The sequence below is a fragment of the Rhodopseudomonas pentothenatexigens genome (genome assembly GCF_900218015.1).
Classification (GTDB): Bacteria; Pseudomonadota; Alphaproteobacteria; order Rhizobiales; family Xanthobacteraceae; genus Rhodopseudomonas; species Rhodopseudomonas pentothenatexigens.
Map to the genome: position 1 here is coordinate 130,167 of NZ_UFQQ01000010.1, position 15,239 is coordinate 145,405.

Sequence of the window (15,239 nt, forward strand, 5' to 3'; positions counted from 1 at the left end):
TCCCCGTTGGTTAGCGCTGAACGACTGGGAGATGCCGATGACCGAGAATTATCCGGAGCCGCCGTATCCGAGCCAGCGCCAACAGATGCCGGGCGCGACGGATCAGATGACGCCCCGTCCCGATCACGGCGAGCGCAGCTACAAAGGCTCGGGCAAGCTGACCGGAAAGGTCGCAATCATCACAGGCGGCGACAGCGGCATCGGACGTGCGGTGGCGATCGCCTACGCCCGCGAGGGCGCCGACCTGCTGATCGCCTATCTGAGCGAGGACGAAGACGCGCAGCAGGTCAAGGCCGTGGTCGAAGCCGAAGGCCGCAAAGCAGTCCTGGTGCCCGGCGATCTGAGCCGACCGGATCACTGCCGCAACGTCGTGGCGCGCGCCGTCGAGGAGTTCGGCGCAATCGACATCCTGGTCAACAACGCCGCCCACCAGGCCACTTTCCAGGACATCGGCGAAATCAGCGACGAGGAATGGCAGACCACCTTCGCGATCAACATCCACGCGATGTTCTACCTGACCAAGGCGGCGGTCCCGCACATGAAGCCCGGCAGCGCGATCATCAACACCGCCTCGGTCAATTCCGACATGCCGAACCCGATCCTGCTGGCTTACGCGACCACCAAGGGAGCGATCCAGAACTTCACCGGCGGCCTGGCGCAGATGCTCGCGAGCAAGGGCATCCGCGCCAACGCGGTCGCCCCCGGCCCGATCTGGACGCCGCTGATTCCGTCGACGATGCCCGAGGATTCGGTGAAGAACTTCGGCAAACAGGTTCCGCTCGGACGCGCCGGCCAGCCGGCCGAACTCGCGACCGCCTATGTGATGCTCGCCGATCCACTGTCGAGCTACACCTCCGGCACGACGGTCGCGGTGACCGGCGGCAAGCCGTTCATCTGAGATCGCCGCGCCGGTTCGTGACCAGGCCGGCCGTTGCATGCGGTGCGACAAGGGAAGCGATCACCATGGATCCGATCTCTGCCGGGACGAAGTCGCCACGCAAGCGGACGTCGATCGGCGTCTGGGCGATGGTACTGGCGTTGCTGATCCTGCTCGGCCTCGCCGGTTTCTTCGCCTATGAGGGGCTGGTGGTCGGCGACGTCGAGGTGCCGGCCCAAGGCTACACCGCGATGGCGATCGGCATCGCGCTCTCGCTGGTGATCGGGATCGGGCTGATGGTGCTGGTGTTCTACAGCAGCCGCCGAGGCTATGACGAGCAGGCGAGCTTCCTCGGCGGGCCGTCCGGCAATGACGACGCAACAAACGATCCGCCGGATCAGCAGCGGCGGTGACCGCCGCGCTCGGAACGGTGGGAATGGAAACTACGCCACCCCCTGCTCGGCCAGCGTCAGTTCGCTTCGCAACAGCGGCAAGGTGAAGCTGAACACCGTTCCGCCGGCCGGAACGCTGTCGGCCCAGATCTTGCCGCCATGCGCCTCGACGATCTCCCGGCACACCGTCAGACCGATTCCCATGCCGCCAGGCTTGGTCGTCGAGAACGGACTGAACAACCGCTGAAACAAGTCGGGCGCGATCCCGGCGCCGGTGTCGCCGACGCGGAATTCGACACAGCCGACGCGCTGCTGCAGGCTGAGGGTCAAGTGTTTGGTCGGCGCGCCCGCCATCGCTTCGATCGCGTTGCGGACCAGATTGAGCACCACCTGCTGGATCTGGATCTTGTCGACCAGTACCTCACCAGAGTCAGTGAAAGCCGTTCGGACGGTGATGCCGTCGTGCTCGGCCGCGATCGTGGCCAGCAGCGCCGCATCCTGCAGCACGGAACGCGCGTCCTCGACGGTCTTTTCGGAATCGCCGACGCCGACGAATTCGCGCAGCCGCCGGACGATTTCCCCGGCTCGAAGCGCCTGAACGTTGGCCCTCTCGACGGCATCCTTGAGCTTGCGCAGCCGCAGGCTCGGCCCGCTCTCCTGATCGAGCATTCGCCGCGCGCCCGCCATGTAGTTGGCGACCGCTGCGAGCGGCTGGTTGACCTCGTGCGCCAGCGCCGCGGCCATCCGCCCGACCTCCGAGAGGCGGGCGGCGTGAAGCAGCCGCACCTCGCCCGCTCGCGCCGCTTCCTCCATCCGCTTGCGGTCGGTGATGTCGATGACAATCCCGACATAGCGCTCGACCGCGCCGTCTTCTTCCACCAGCGGCCGACCGCGTGACAGCAGCCAGCGATCCGCCGCGTCGGCGGCCGGCGTGACGCGCCACTGCACCTCGAACTCGCGCCGTGCGGCGACCGCGTGTTCGACGGCTTTCACCGTCCGGTCGCGATCGGCCGAATCGATCACTGCTGTCCAGGTTTCGAACGACGGCCGGCGGGTCCTCGGCCGCAGCCCATACAGCCTGAACAGCGGGTCGGTCCAGATCTGGCGATCGTCCGCGATCCGCCATTCCCAGATGCCGGCATGAGCGGCGTCCTGCGCGACGCTGATCCGCTCTTCGCTGTCGTGCAGGGCGCGCTGATGCGCGATCACCAGCCGTGCCGCATCATCGAACGCCCGAAACGCGCAGTCGAATTCGGGAATGCCCGAGCGCGGAACCGTGATCCGCTCGGCGCATTCGAGCGCAGCCGCGCTGGCGGCGAGCGAGCGGATCGGCGCGATCACGCCTTTGGCGATCCACGCCGCTAGGGCGCAGGACAAGGTGATGACGATCAGTCCTGCCCCAACCGCGAATTGGAAGGTCTGCACGATCGGCGCTTCGAAAATCTGTTTCGGCTGCCCGACCGCCATCGTCCAGCCGGTGACCGGCGACGGAAAGGCCGACGACACTTTCAGCGTTCCCTCGGGCGTGAAGAACTCGTGCAATCCTTCGCGGCCGAGCAACGCACGCCAGCTCGGGGAAATCGTGCGCCCCGCCCACTCGCCCGGCAGCGAGCGCGCCACCAGCCGACCGTTGCTGTCTGCCACCGCGGCTTCCCAGCCCTCCGGCAGATGCTGGGCATCGAGCAGCGCGCGGATCTGCCGCGGCTCAATCTCGATGATCAGTTGGCGAACGATCACCCCATTGCGCCGCACCGGCATGGTGATGCCGATCACCGTCTCTCCGGCCAACGTGCGCGCCAGATAGCCGACCTGCGGCTTCGCCGTCGCCACCGCACGCTGCCCGGCAGCCAGCACGTCGGCATCGGCGAGCGGCGGCGGATCGCCCTCCGCCGCCGTGCTGTCGAGCAGAATGCGGCCGTTGCGGTCGGCGACCTGGATCTTGGCGAACGGCAGCGCCGCCAACGTGCGGTCCGCCTCGCTGCGAAACTCGGACAAGTTGTCCGCGAGCAGCGCCGGCGATACCGTCAGCATTTCCGCCGCATAGACGTAGCGGCTGATCTCTTTGTCGACGCTCTCCAGCAGCAGCCGGCCGGCATACAGCAACGCCTCATTCTTGGCCTGCCGCTTGCTGTCTGTGAGCTGGGCCACGATCACCAGCGCCAGGATCAGCATCGGCAGTGCGGCGACCAGTGCGATCAGCACCAGCCGGCCGCGGATGCCGATCAGGCGCCCGAAGCCTTGGGACGCGGTGGAAGATACGGTCATGTCGCTTCGGCTCCTTGCGACGCGCGGACATAGGCGTCGTACAGCCGGGCTTCGGTGGCATCGTCCATGGTCTGATCGAGCAGCGGCAGCAGCGCCATCTCCTCCTTCTGGACATGGACCACCATGCGCTGCACAAGCTCGGCGCCGGCCCGGCTGAACTCGCGCCAGCTCTCGGCGTCGAAGCCGCCGACCTGCGCGGCCTGCGCCAATGCGATCAGCTTGTCGCCGAGCGGCCGCATGAAGCTGTGCTCCTCGGTGAGATGATCGCCGATGAGCTGATCGCCGACCGAGTCGAACATGGTGAACAGCTGGGTTTCTTCGAAGTCGAAATGGCGCAGCGTATCGGCTTCGATCGCAGCCGCGAGATCGGCGAGCAGTCGCGCGCCGGCGGAATCGGCGATGCTGATCGGCTGCCGACGCGAGATCGCCGCCTCCAGCCGCTCCATCAGCGCGATGGTGGCGCGATGTTCGTCGTGCAGGGTCTGGCTGATGCGGTTGGCGAACATGGCAGGCTCCTTAATGACTCAGTTGCGGGTACGGCCGGACGTCAGCGACGGCAGCACGCTGCCGATGTAAGCGGCGAAGGCCAGCGCCCCGGCCGCGCCGACCACCGCAGCGCCGGCAGCGAGCTGCGGAATGTCGAGCAGGATCGCCAGCGCCAGCGCGGCGATCGCGATCAGATGGCAGACGGCGTGCATCTTGAGCGGAGCGGCAACACCGAGATCCGTCAGCAGCGGCGGTCCGCCGCTGGCGCGGCTGACATGCATCGACGCGAGGAACGGCACGATCCGCTGCAGCACACCGAGCAGGAACGTCATCAGCCAGCCGCCGAGCGCCACCAGGCCGAACAGCGTCGGCCCGCCGAGGCCGGCCCAGCCGTGTAGTGCAGCAAGCGCGGCGAGCGGCGTCAGCGCCAGCATCACCCAGGCGAAACGGATCAGCACGAACGACAGGCCGAGACGCTTGCGCATGCCGCCGGCGAGCGCGGCACGCATCAGGCCAAGATGCAGGCCGACCGCAACCGCGCCGACCACGCAAGCCGCGGTCTGCAGCGCAGGGACATCGCGAAGCGCCCCGATCGTGCCGAGCGCCACTGCGGCAGCAGCAGTGGCGAAACCGAACCATGCCATCCGCTGATCCGGCGCATTCGACAGCGCGAACATCGGGATCAGCACGTGGCTGAAGCCAAGCGCCAGCATGCCCATGAAGCCGATGCCGCCGAGGATCATGTGAGCGCGGGCTGCGGCGGCGTGATCGATCAAAAATCCGAATCGGTCATCCAGCGACAGCGCAAGCCCAAGCGCCACGAGCGCTATCAGCGACACGAACGCTGCCCAGCCATAGGCTCGGACCACCGGCATGCTGCCGGCGCGGCGCAGATTGTCGGCGAGCAGCGCAGCGAACAACAGCAGCCCGAGCGTCGATGCCGCTGCGCCGAAAATCATCCAGGCGCTGTCCACGGTCGCCATGCCGGCGATCAGCACCACCGCGCCCGGGATGAGCAGCCAGGACGCCAGCCGGATTGGCCAGACTGCCGCCAAGGGCTTGGTAGTCGCCACCGGGAGGAGTTGCACGGCGGCGCCAACCGCGGTGAATGTCAGCACCCCGAGCGTCAATAGATGCACCGCGGCCAGCGCGGGTCCGGCGCCGCCGCGAAACCGCGGGAAGTCATTTGCCGCGAACAGGACCGCGCCCCACAGCAGCACGTGGCACACCGCTGCGGCGACGAAGAACCGGAACGGCACCGAGGCCGGCAGCAGCCGGCTCTTGGCAGTGCCGAGAAATCCGCTGGCGCCGATCATGCCGAGCCGCGCTGGATCTCGAGCGCCACCTCGCCCTGCCCCAGCACCGTGTCACCTGCCGACGTCAGCAGGCGATACGACCAGCCGCGGGCGTCCAGCTCGGGGTACAGCAGCAGCGGCTCCTGGCTGACCAGCGCCGTCAGGCCGTCACCGGCGCTACCGCCATCGATCAGGCGCAGCACGGCGACCAGCGGTTCGGGACACGGCAATCCGCGGACGTCGAGGTGCAGCCGGTCGCCGACATACCAGCGGCGCCCACGTTCTGCTTGGTCCTTGCTGCGGCTCATCGCGGCGCACTCCATGGCTCAGCCGACGCTAACCGAGCGGCCCCGGCCATCGTTGTTCTGTCGCAAGCTGAATCGCGAATGTCGGCTCAGAACAGCCCGTGTGCACCGCCGACCGCGCCCAGCACAGTGATCAGCGAAACCGTGCTCAACACCCGATGGCCGCGGAGCGCCACCCGGAAAGCGCGGTCCGGATCGCGGCGCGCCCGCGCGTCGAACCAAACGTGCAGAAACAGCGGCTCGGCGATAAACAACATCACGATGAAGATCGCCCACAGCCCGAGCATCGCGCCGAGCCACCAGAAGTGCGGGTCTAGGAGCTCTGCCCAGCGATCGTAAGCGTACAGCATGTAGAAGCCGGAGATTCCGACCAGCAGCGTCGAGATCCGCGCCTGGGCGGCAAAGCGCCGCTCCAGCGCCTCGAACAACGGCAGCCGCTTGGTCGCTTCCATGTCGAGGAGGCTCGGCAGGATCACGAAGGTGACGAACAGCAGTCCTCCGATCCAATGCACCACGCCGAGCACATGGATGATACGAAAGATGGTCGGCCAATCCAGCATCACGACATCACCGCAGCGTCAGAGCAGTACGCGTTTCCTTAGGCACGCAACCAGTCGACGCTCCCCTCTGCATCCGCCAGCAACACCTCGACGCCCGCCCGCGCGCGAACGATATCGGCGATGCGGCCGCGGTCGAGCACGCTGCAGGCGGTCGACAGCGCATCGGCCTCCGTCGCGGTTGGCGCGACCACGCTGACCGAGCGATACAGCGACGGACTATGTCCGGTCGATGGATCGAACAGATGCGTGAACCGCCCCGCCGGATCGAAGCGGAAGCCTGCACCCGACGAGGTTGCGACCGCGCGGTCCACCAGTTCGATGGCGCCGAGTTCGATTTCGGCCTTCTCCGGATCGGCGAGATCGACGCGCCAAGGTGCTCCGTCCGGTCTTGCACCGATCGCCCGGATCTCGCCGATGTCGACCAGCGTGGTGGTCATCCCGCCGCTGCGCAGCAGATCGACCACGCGATCGGTGGCGAAGCCCTGCGCGATGCCATTGAGTGTAACGGCAGCGCCGGGCCGTTTCAGCGCAATGCGGTCGGCCGACACCAGCACGTCGTGGTAACCGACCTTGGCCAGCGCGCTTGCGACCTCCTCCCTGGCCGGGCCCGCCGGATCGGTCTCCGCCCGATCGAAGTGACGTCGATACAGCTCCCATAGCGGCTGCACCGTGGGATCGAACGCGCCGCCAGTCTGCTCCGCCAGACGGAGCGTCGTCTGCAGCAGCGCCACCATGTCCGGATCCGGCGCGATCAGCACGCCGGATCGGTTCAACGCGCAGATCGCCGAGTCCGGACGATACAGGCTGAACAGCTGCTCGAGCCGGCGCACCTCGCGCACGCTCGCCTCAACGAGCTTCGCGGCCGTGGCACGATCAGGATGATGGATCTCGATCGAGACCTGGGCGCCGAGCGCGGAACCCCGCCAGCGAACCGGGTCGCTGGAGCGCGACGGAACCACGCGCCCCAGCATCGCGACGCCGAAGGCGCTGGCCGCGATGGTGACGAAACGCCGCCGGGTGAGTGCTGACTGCGACATGGCGATCCTCGCTAGTTCATCCGCGTTTCGGGCGCGCCATGATGATCGCTTGCCGACGGGGCATCGCTGCCCAGCACGTAGGTGCTGGGGATCGCATCGAACGTCACCACGCGCCCGCCATTCGTCGCGACGAATGCGTCGGCGGCCGCACGCTCGCCGAACGGCACCGTCTCGGCCGCGCCCATCCCGCCGCGCTTGCGGCTGTCGATCACGAAGAACGCCTTCCTGGCATCGACCCAGTTGGTTTCGCCGGGCTGATCCCAGTTCGGCGCCCTGCCCATGTCGGAGACGTAGATCGCGCGGATGTCGCGCGGCTGATCCGGCATCAACGTGAAGGCGACCGCATCCCGCGCCGAGGAGAACCAGTACGGATCGATCCGGCTCGCGGTGAGGATCTGCCCTTTCGGACCGGGATGCTCGACGAGGTTCATGCCGCAGAACACGCCCATCGCCTCGTCGTTGAGCGCGACCGGCGGCGGCATCACGGACGAGCCGGACTGATCGTTGCAGCCGGCGAGCAACAGCGCGGCCGCGAGCACGACGATGCGACCTGAAATCCTCATAGCTGCCTCCGGGCGAACACGACGATGGCAAGGCCGAGCGGCAGCGCAATCCACGCCGCCATCCCGGCCAGCAGGCCGCCGAAACTGGGTTGAACCGCGCCGGCAAGCCCCGCCATGCCGGCGAACTGGCTGACATTGGTGCCGGTCAGATTGCTCAGCCGGTACAGATCGGTCGGATTGAAGAACAGCAGCACGTTGAGCACCCCTGCCGAGATCAGCCGGCCCTGATCAACCACCAGCACGCCGAGCAGCGCCATGTCGAACACCAGCACCAGCAACAACCAGATCCCGACCGCAATGCCGGCAGCCGTGCCGCGCTGCCGCACCAGGCTCGAAGCCGCATAGCCGAGCGCCACGAACACCGCGCCGAGCAGCACCGAGGTCCCAAGCATTGTAGCGAACGCCGCCCAGCTCTGCGGCGAAACCGGCGTGCCGCCGATCACCAGCGCCAGCGCCGAGACGCCGTAGCCGACCAGCGTCGCGAAGCTCAGGATGATGACGTGACCGAAAAACTTACCGAGAATGACGTGGGTGCGCGCGACCGGATAGCTCAGCAGCAAGATCATGGTGCCGCGCTCCATCTCGCCGACGATGGCGTCGTGCGAGATCAGCAGCGCGATCAGCGGCAGCAGAAAAATCGTCAGACTCGACAGGCTGACGATCACCACGTCGAGCGCCGCGGCGCCGACATGGCCGGTCGGGGCGCTGCCGAGCAGCGTCAGCGACAGCGACAATCCGGCGAGCAGCAATGTCGCCGCGAACACCCAACGATTGCGCAGGCCTTCCTGAATTTCCTTCAGGGCGATGACAGCGATGGGCTTCATGCCGCCCGCTCCTGCTGCCGGAGGAAATGGGCGTACAGCTCGTCGAGCGTCGGCTCGGCGACGCCGATATCGGTGACGGCGGGATCGCCCGCCGCCTGCCGCAGCAGCCGCATCTTGCCGGCGTGATCGACCACGGCGATGTCGCAGCGGTCATGCGCAATGACGGCATCGTTCGGCAGCCATTCAGGCCGCGCTACCGGATCCGCGAGCTTCAGCGTGATCCGGATCGGCAAGCCCGCCAGCGCGCGCAGCTCGGCGAGCGTGCCATCGGCGACCAGGATGCCGCGATTCATGATCAGCACCTGCTCGGCCCGGCCTTCGAGTTCGTCGAGCGCATGAGAGGAGATCAGCACCGTGGCCCCGTCGCGCCGCAACTCGTCGAGAATTTCGTAGAACGTCAGCCTCAGCGCCGGGTCGAGACCGGTGGTCGGCTCGTCGAGCAGCAGCACACGCGGCCGGCCGAGCAGCGCCTGCGCCAATCCGAGCCGCTGCCGCATCCCTTTGGAGTAGGTGCCGACCAGCCGCCGCGACGCTTCGCCGAGGCCGACCCGCTCCAATAGCGCCGCGCCTTGCTTGGCGTCGCTGCCCTTCAGCCGCGCATAGAACGCCAGCGTCTCGCGCCCGGTCAGCGCGGCGTTGAAGGCGACGTTCTCCGGCAGGAAGCCGAGGCTGCGGCGGCCCGCAAATTCGCCGGCAGCCGGGTTCTCGCCGAGCACGCAGATCGATCCCTTGTCGGGACGGATCAGACCGAGCATCAGCTTTATCAGCGTGGTCTTGCCGGCGCCGTTGTGGCCGACCAGCGCGCTGAGCCGCCCAGGCTCCAGGGTAAACGACACGTCGTGCAGCGCCCGCACCGCGCGGTAGCGCTTCTCGACATGCTCGATGGCGACGGTCGCGGTCATGGCGCCACTCCCGGCATCGGCCGCGCCGGCGGCGCGATCAGCGGGCGGGTATCGACCACGCCGCCCGGATACAGCGCCGGAAACTGGCTTTGCGCCCAGCGCAGCACCTGCACGGCGGGGCTGTTGATCAGCACCTTGGCGGCCGGCGCGGTCCACAGCACGCGGTCGACCAGATCGTTCGGCCGGTAGGCGGCGTCGGCAATGCCGTCGTTGTCGAGGTCGAAGGCGGGGTTGTCACTCCAATAATTGCCGCGGCCGTCCTTCGACCAGTCGAGGTCGCGGGTGCCGACGTATTTCACCTGATTGCGATTGCCGATGAACGCATTTCCCACGATCTCGTTGCCTTCCGAACCGGCGGTGAAGTGCACGCCGATCTCACAGCCTTCGAACCAGTTGTCGCGAAACCGGTTCTTGTTGGCGTTGTAGATGAACACGCATTTGGTCGGACCGAACTGGGCATCGGTGGCGCCGCGCTCCACCGCCATCATGCCTTTGTCCGCGTCCACGCCTTCGAAATCGGCGCTGATCCCGGACAGCGGCCCGCCGACGACGCGATTGCGTTCGATCCTGGCGAAGTTCGCGTAGTTGAACAGCAGCCCGAAGTCGCGGTCACGCTCGGAGATGTTGCCGAGGATCGTCAGCCGGTTCGAATACATGATGGCGTAGCCGCCATGATTTCCGATCGAGACGTTGCCGCTGATCTCGCTGTCGTTGGTGTACATGTAGTGCACCGCGAACCGTACCTTTTCGAACCGATTGTTGATGAAGCGGTCCTTGCTGCTGGTCACCGAAAAGATGCCGTCGCGGCCGTAGCGGATGGTGTTGCCGTCGACCACGACATCCGGCGCGTTCCACACCCGCACGCCGTTGCCGGCATCGTTGAGCCGGACGCCGCGCAGGCCGTCGATGGTGTTGTGGGCGACCCGCGACCCGCGGGCGCCGTGGATGTTGATGCCGAACAGATTATCGTCGAGACGGTTGCCTTCGATCAGCGCCCGTTCGGCCGTCTGTGTCAGGAAGATCCCCGAATCCATCTCCTGCGGATCACGGCCGGAGCCGCGCACCAGGAGACCCCGGACGGTGACGTCGGGCGCCACCACGGTGATGACGCTGCCCTGCCCATGCCCGAGCACGGCAGCGCCGGGCTGGCCGACCAGCGCGAGCCTGCGCTCGATCCGGATCGGCCCGCGATAGTCCCCCGGCGCGAACGCGACGGTGTCGCCGTCGCTGGCGCCGTCCAGCACCGCCTGCAGGTCCGACGACGGCACGACCTCGATCCGCGCGGCCAAAGCCGCGCCCGCGGTGGCGGCGCAAAGCACGACCGACGCCACCACAATCATCGATATCGATCGCGCCGTCATCGCCATCCTCAGACGCTCTTCGGCTCGACCAGCATGCGGCCCTTCATCTCCATATGCATGGCGTGACAGAACCAGGAGCAGTAGTACCAGTACACACCGGGACGATCGGCGGTGAACGACACCGACGCGGTGGCGTGCGGCGCAACCTCCATCTGGATGCCGTAGTTGACGATCGAAAAGCCGTGGGTGAGGTCCTCGACCGTGTCGATGTTGGTGACGTAGACGGTGACGTGGTCGCCCTGCTTGACCTCGAATTCGGTGAGGCCGTAGTTCGGCGCGGTCGACACCATGTAGACCCGGACCTTGTCGCCGTCGCGGATCACCTTGGAATCTTCCTCCAGCTTGACGCCGTCCGCCTTCGCCTGCTTCACCGCATCGGCGAACATCGGATCGGCCCGGTCCCAGACCGAGATCGGATTGATCTTGGAGCGATGCACGATGGTGGCGTCGTGTGGCTCGGCGAAGCTCGGGCCGTCGTGCACCAGTTTCATCTTGTCGCCGGAGATGTCGATCAGCTGATCATTCTCTGGCTTCAGCGGACCGACATTGAGGAACCGGTCCTTGGAGAACTTGTTCAGCGAGATCAGCCACTTTCCGTCGGCTTCCTTGGTCTGGCCCATTGACGAGTGGTTGTGGCCCGGTTGGTAGTGGACATCGAGCTTGTCGAGGATCGGATTGACCTTCTCGCCCTTGTAGGCGCGCCTGGCCAGGTCGATGTTCCACTTGCAGATCTGGCTGTCGATGAACAGCGTGGTGTAGCCGTTGCCCTTGCCGTCATAGGCGGTGTGCAGCGGCCCGAGGCCGAGCTCCGGCTCGGCGACCACGACGTCGCGCGGCTTGATCTTGTCGTCGAACAACTGATCGAACAGCCGCACGTCCATCACTGTCGCGGTCGGCGACAGCTTGCCGTTGGCGACGATGTGGATGCCGTCCGGCGCGGTGTTCATGCCGTGCGGGCCGTTCGGCACCGGCACGTAGCGGGTGTAGGGCGAGCCCTTGCTGCCGTCGAGCACCGGCACGCCGCCGATCTCCTTGAAGTCGCCCTTCTTCACCGCCTCTTCGATCCGCTTCAGATTGAAGATCACGACCCAGTCCTGATCGGCGGCGGTCATCTCGGCGGCGGTGACGCCGCCTTCGGAGTTGTAGCAGGTCGCGAACGCGTATTTGCCCTGATAGTCGGCGTCGACGTTGTCGAGATTGCCGTCGACCATCACCTGCCAGGCCACCTTCATAGTGTCGCCGTCGATCGCGGTGAAGACCGCGCGATAGTCCTTGGTCTTGGTCAGGTTGTGACCATCGTTCGGCACCGGCACGCGGTCCTCGCCGTTACAGAACACGTAGCCGGTGCGCGGGTATTTCTGCACGCGAAGGCCGTGCACGGTGTGCTGGTTCGGCAACTGGATGATCTTGTCGCATTTCATCACGTCGAGCCGGACACGGGCCACGCGGGTGTTGGCCTTGTCGTTCATGAAGGCGTAGCGGCCGTCATAGGTCCCGTCGGTGAACGACAGATGCGGATGGTGAAGGTCGCCGTTGACGTAGGTGCCGCCGCGGCTCTTCAGGAATTCGCGGCTCTCGGGCAGCAGCCCTTCGGTGAGCACCTTGAGGCTTTCGTTGGTCTGGCCCCAGCCGGTGGCGCTGCAGCGATTGAACACCGGCACCCGCATCAATTCGCGCATCGACGGCAGGCCGATGATCCGCAGCTCGCCGGACTGGCCGCTGGAGAAGAACACATAATATTCGTCGAGTTCGCCCGGGTGGACTTCCGCCTTCTGAATCGCGGGACGTGCCGGGCTGCTCGGCTTGGTCTGCGCTTCCGCGGTCGCGATCAGCGTGCCGCCGGTACCGAGCGTCGCGCCGCCGACGATGCCGACGCCGGCTGCCGCCGCACTGCTTCCGAGTAGCGTTCGCCGGCTGAGGCCGTGTCCGTGGTCCTGGTCGCCCATAGTGCTCTCCTTGAGGTTCTACTGTGCTGGAGGTGGTTGAGTGGCGCCCGCCGGCTGAGCGGCAAGCGGCTTGCCACCGGCGAGAATCACGGTCGCAGGGCCCTTGCCGCCGCGCATCGATGTCGACGACAGCGCTTCGCGCTTCTCGCGCTTCAGCCGCAACTGGATCATGTGCGGGCAGCGATGGTCGTCGAAATACAGTTCCTGGCAGTGCATGCAGTAGATGCACTCGTTGACGTTGATGTGCCCTTCCGGGTGGATCGCCTGCACCGGGCATTCCTTGGCGCAGCGCTGGCACGGTGAGCCGCATTCCGGCCAGCGGCGCAGCCATTCGAACATCCGGATCCGGCCCGGGATCGCCAGTGCCGCCCCAAGGGGGCACAGATAGCGGCAGAAGAACCGCTCGACGAACAGACCAATGGCGAGCAGCGTCGCCGCATACACCACGAACGGCCATTCCCGCGCGAATTTGAGAATGATCGAGGTCTTGAACGGCTCGATCTCGGCGAAGTGCTCGGCGGCGGCGGTCGAGTAGATCGACAGGCCGAACAGGCCGAGGAACACGATGTACTTGATCGGCCACAGCCGCTCGTGCAGCCCCCACGGCACGTTGAACTGCGGGACTTTCAGCGCCTTCGCGACGTTGTTGAGCAACTCCTGCAACGCCCCGAAGGGGCACAGCCAGCCGCAGAACGGCCCTCGCCCCCAAAACAGCAGCGCCGCAGCAACGGCCGCCCACAGCACAAAGATCAACGGCGCCGACAGGAAGTAGTCCCAGCTGAATCCGGTGATCAACGAGTTGGTAAAGGTCAGGACGTTGACCACCGAGAGCTGCGCGTTGGCGTACCAGCCAAGCCAGACCAGGATGAAGGTGAGATACGCACGGCGTACCCAGACATAGACCGTCGGCCTGCGCACCAACTGGTTCTGGAAGAAGAAGATCAGCGTCAGTGTCACCAGCGCGACACCCAGGATGCCGATCCGCGCCAGATCGCCACGCCAGATCCGCATCCACAGCGGCTCGTCCTGCGTGGCGTCGACTTCCGCAGTCGACGACGCGGCAGCGGCATCGGCTGGCGCAGCGGCCGGAGCTGCTGCCGGCGCAGGCGTGTCGCTCACCGTGACGGCGCGTTGCTCGCGCTTGATGTAGCCGTCCGGCAGCGTGTAGCCGAGATCGAAGGTCAGGAACGCTTTGTCGCGCGCGCCGATCACGCGCTGCACCAGAAGCTGCAGCGACCACGGCTCGGTCGGATCGAACGCGAACTCGGTCGGCACCACGAACAGCCCGATCTCCGGAAAATCCGGCGCGCCTTCCGCCGCAAGGTCGCCGAGCCGGGTGTGCTCGCGGTCACGGAAGCGGATGCTGTTGCCGTCCTGGATCAGCTCGATGCGATCGAAGATGCCGCCCCGCACGTAGCCAGAGCCCTTGAACGAATAGGCCCCGCGTCCGGCGATCACCAGCGCCTGCTGTCCCGGCTGCAATCGCGCCTTCAGCCGCTGATAGCCGTCGTCGCCGAGCAGGCTCCGTCCGATCGTCGGCACGGCGACATCGGCGGCGTAGAGCTCGATGAACGTGTCGGCCGGCTCGCCGGGTTCGGGGCGAGCCGCCGCTTCGCGATTGCCGGACCTCTCGAATGCCTGATCGACGTCGGCATTGGTCAGCAGCAGCCGGCGTACCGAACCGTCGCCGACCAGGCTCTCCCAGTCCCGCACCTCGCTCTTGGTAAGATCGACGGTCTTGTTCACCGGAGGCGCCTGCGCGACATCGCCCTGCCCGCCGCCGATCCGTCCCGTCTTAATCAGCTTGGTCGCCGAGCGGACGATACTGTCGCCGATCACCAGCACGGTGACGGTGGCGCCGCTGACGATGTCGACCTGCGGCGCAGCGGCCTTGCCGCGCGCCACCGGCGCCATATCGGCGCCGATCAGCTTGTTGACCGCAGCGAGGATCTTGGCTTCCGGAATGCCGACCAGAACGATCGGCTCCTTGTGATCGACCAGCTTCAAGCCGGTGATGACGCCGTTCGGATCGATGCCGACCAGCATCTGGATCGGCTTGCCGGAATACCCGGTGGCGTTGACGAGATCAGAATTCAGATAGGCGAAGCCGAGCAATCGGTCGCCTTGATACGCCGGCGCCAGCACTGGATCACCTTGCGTTGGCCCGAAGCGGTCGGCGCCCGGCACGAGTTCGGACGGTGTGGCGCGGCCGAGATAATCGCCCAGACGGCTTGCGGCGCTCGCAACCGTCACGCTGCTCGCAAGCGCGAGCGCAATCAACAACAGGGCAAGGATCGGGCGCAATCTGCTCAACGGTTCGGTTCCAACTAGGGGACAGAACGCCGTTGTTCTGGATCGCGTGGTCGGCTCTCGATAGCAGCCGATGAAGACACCGATTTGCGCCAGCGCAAATTCGGCCCATATTG

14 protein-coding genes are annotated in these 15,239 nt (G+C 66.4%); 2 read left to right on the plus strand and 12 right to left on the minus strand.

The features are described from left to right. Window positions 1-37: 37 nt before the first annotated feature. Both DWA33_RS11405 and DWA33_RS25420 read left to right on the plus strand, forming a co-directional pair. A complete protein-coding gene (locus tag DWA33_RS11405; RefSeq protein ID WP_114358290.1) occupies window positions 38-898 on the plus strand; it encodes a glucose 1-dehydrogenase in 861 nt (286 codons plus the stop codon). Between the two features lie 65 nt (window positions 899-963). Beyond that, window positions 964-1,290, plus strand: a complete 327-nt coding sequence (locus DWA33_RS25420; RefSeq protein WP_244601260.1) for a hypothetical protein — start codon at window positions 964-966, stop codon at window positions 1,288-1,290. Between the two features lie 30 nt (window positions 1,291-1,320). On the opposite strand, the gene DWA33_RS11415 is transcribed toward DWA33_RS25420, so the two are convergent. The 12 genes from DWA33_RS11415 to DWA33_RS11470 form a co-directional block, all read right to left on the minus strand. Beyond that, on the minus strand, window positions 1,321-3,534 hold the full coding sequence (locus DWA33_RS11415) for a sensor histidine kinase (RefSeq protein WP_114358214.1): 2,214 nt from the start codon (window positions 3,532-3,534) through the stop codon (window positions 1,321-1,323). Then, the gene (locus DWA33_RS11420) at window positions 3,531-4,040 is read right to left on the minus strand and encodes a hemerythrin domain-containing protein (protein WP_114358215.1); all 510 of its coding nucleotides are present in this window, start codon (window positions 4,038-4,040) and stop codon (window positions 3,531-3,533) included. The genes DWA33_RS11415 and DWA33_RS11420 overlap by 4 nt, the downstream gene beginning before the upstream one ends. Before the next feature lie 18 nt (window positions 4,041-4,058). Next, window positions 4,059-5,336: a hypothetical protein gene (locus DWA33_RS11425; protein WP_114358216.1), complete on the minus strand. Its 1,278-nt coding sequence runs from the start codon at window positions 5,334-5,336 to the stop codon at window positions 4,059-4,061. Beyond that, the gene (locus DWA33_RS11430) at window positions 5,333-5,623 is read right to left on the minus strand and encodes a DUF2249 domain-containing protein (protein ID WP_114358291.1); all 291 of its coding nucleotides are present in this window, start codon (window positions 5,621-5,623) and stop codon (window positions 5,333-5,335) included. The genes DWA33_RS11425 and DWA33_RS11430 overlap by 4 nt, the downstream gene beginning before the upstream one ends. Before the next feature lie 86 nt (window positions 5,624-5,709). Further along, window positions 5,710-6,180 (minus strand): hypothetical protein, encoded by a 471-nt coding sequence (locus tag DWA33_RS11435; protein ID WP_114358217.1) that lies wholly within the window; start codon window positions 6,178-6,180, stop codon window positions 5,710-5,712. 38 nt (window positions 6,181-6,218) lie between these two features. Then, the gene (locus DWA33_RS11440; protein WP_114358218.1) at window positions 6,219-7,217 is read right to left on the minus strand and encodes an FAD:protein FMN transferase; all 999 of its coding nucleotides are present in this window, start codon (window positions 7,215-7,217) and stop codon (window positions 6,219-6,221) included. Window positions 7,218-7,228: 11 nt separating this feature from the next. Then, window positions 7,229-7,780, minus strand: coding sequence for a nitrous oxide reductase accessory protein NosL (locus tag DWA33_RS11445; protein WP_114358219.1), 552 nt, complete (start codon window positions 7,778-7,780; stop codon window positions 7,229-7,231). Beyond that, window positions 7,777-8,604 carry a DUF2705 family protein gene (locus DWA33_RS11450; RefSeq protein ID WP_114358220.1) on the minus strand — a complete coding sequence of 276 codons (828 nt, stop codon included), beginning with the start codon at window positions 8,602-8,604 and terminating at the stop codon, window positions 7,777-7,779. Before DWA33_RS11450 ends, DWA33_RS11445 begins: the two co-directional genes overlap by 4 nt. Continuing rightward, window positions 8,601-9,506, minus strand: coding sequence for an ABC transporter ATP-binding protein (locus tag DWA33_RS11455; RefSeq protein WP_114358221.1), 906 nt, complete (start codon window positions 9,504-9,506; stop codon window positions 8,601-8,603). Before DWA33_RS11455 ends, DWA33_RS11450 begins: the two co-directional genes overlap by 4 nt. Then, window positions 9,503-10,873: a nitrous oxide reductase family maturation protein NosD gene (locus tag DWA33_RS11460; protein ID WP_114358222.1), complete on the minus strand. Its 1,371-nt coding sequence runs from the start codon at window positions 10,871-10,873 to the stop codon at window positions 9,503-9,505. Before DWA33_RS11460 ends, DWA33_RS11455 begins: the two co-directional genes overlap by 4 nt. 2 nt (window positions 10,874-10,875) lie before the next feature. Then, the gene (gene nosZ / locus DWA33_RS11465) at window positions 10,876-12,813 is read right to left on the minus strand and encodes a TAT-dependent nitrous-oxide reductase (RefSeq protein ID WP_114358223.1); all 1,938 of its coding nucleotides are present in this window, start codon (window positions 12,811-12,813) and stop codon (window positions 10,876-10,878) included. 18 nt (window positions 12,814-12,831) lie between these two features. Beyond that, window positions 12,832-15,099 carry a 4Fe-4S binding protein gene (locus DWA33_RS11470; protein WP_167443190.1) on the minus strand — a complete coding sequence of 756 codons (2,268 nt, stop codon included), beginning with the start codon at window positions 15,097-15,099 and terminating at the stop codon, window positions 12,832-12,834. Window positions 15,100-15,239 lie beyond the last annotated feature (140 nt).

What these genes read in the sequence shown, in the direction of transcription:
- DWA33_RS11450 (WP_114358220.1), bottom strand. Translation starts at nt 8,604, where the DNA reads ATGAAGCCCATCGCTGTCATCGCCCTGAAGGAAATTCAGGAAGGCCTG.
- DWA33_RS11435 (WP_114358217.1), bottom strand. Translation starts at nt 6,180, where the DNA reads ATGCTGGATTGGCCGACCATCTTTCGTATCATCCATGTGCTCGGCGTG.
- DWA33_RS11440 (WP_114358218.1), bottom strand. Translation starts at nt 7,217, where the DNA reads ATGTCGCAGTCAGCACTCACCCGGCGGCGTTTCGTCACCATCGCGGCC.
- DWA33_RS25420 (WP_244601260.1), top strand. Translation starts at nt 964, where the DNA reads ATGGATCCGATCTCTGCCGGGACGAAGTCGCCACGCAAGCGGACGTCG.
- DWA33_RS11425 (WP_114358216.1), bottom strand. Translation starts at nt 5,336, where the DNA reads ATGATCGGCGCCAGCGGATTTCTCGGCACTGCCAAGAGCCGGCTGCTG.
- DWA33_RS11420 (WP_114358215.1), bottom strand. Translation starts at nt 4,040, where the DNA reads ATGTTCGCCAACCGCATCAGCCAGACCCTGCACGACGAACATCGCGCC.
- DWA33_RS11415 (WP_114358214.1), bottom strand. Translation starts at nt 3,534, where the DNA reads ATGACCGTATCTTCCACCGCGTCCCAAGGCTTCGGGCGCCTGATCGGC.
- DWA33_RS11405 (WP_114358290.1), top strand. Translation starts at nt 38, where the DNA reads ATGACCGAGAATTATCCGGAGCCGCCGTATCCGAGCCAGCGCCAACAG.
- DWA33_RS11460 (WP_114358222.1), bottom strand. Translation starts at nt 10,873, where the DNA reads ATGGCGATGACGGCGCGATCGATATCGATGATTGTGGTGGCGTCGGTC.
- DWA33_RS11430 (WP_114358291.1), bottom strand. Translation starts at nt 5,623, where the DNA reads ATGAGCCGCAGCAAGGACCAAGCAGAACGTGGGCGCCGCTGGTATGTC.
- DWA33_RS11455 (WP_114358221.1), bottom strand. Translation starts at nt 9,506, where the DNA reads ATGACCGCGACCGTCGCCATCGAGCATGTCGAGAAGCGCTACCGCGCG.
- DWA33_RS11445 (WP_114358219.1), bottom strand. Translation starts at nt 7,780, where the DNA reads ATGAGGATTTCAGGTCGCATCGTCGTGCTCGCGGCCGCGCTGTTGCTC.
- nosZ (WP_114358223.1), bottom strand. Translation starts at nt 12,813, where the DNA reads ATGGGCGACCAGGACCACGGACACGGCCTCAGCCGGCGAACGCTACTC.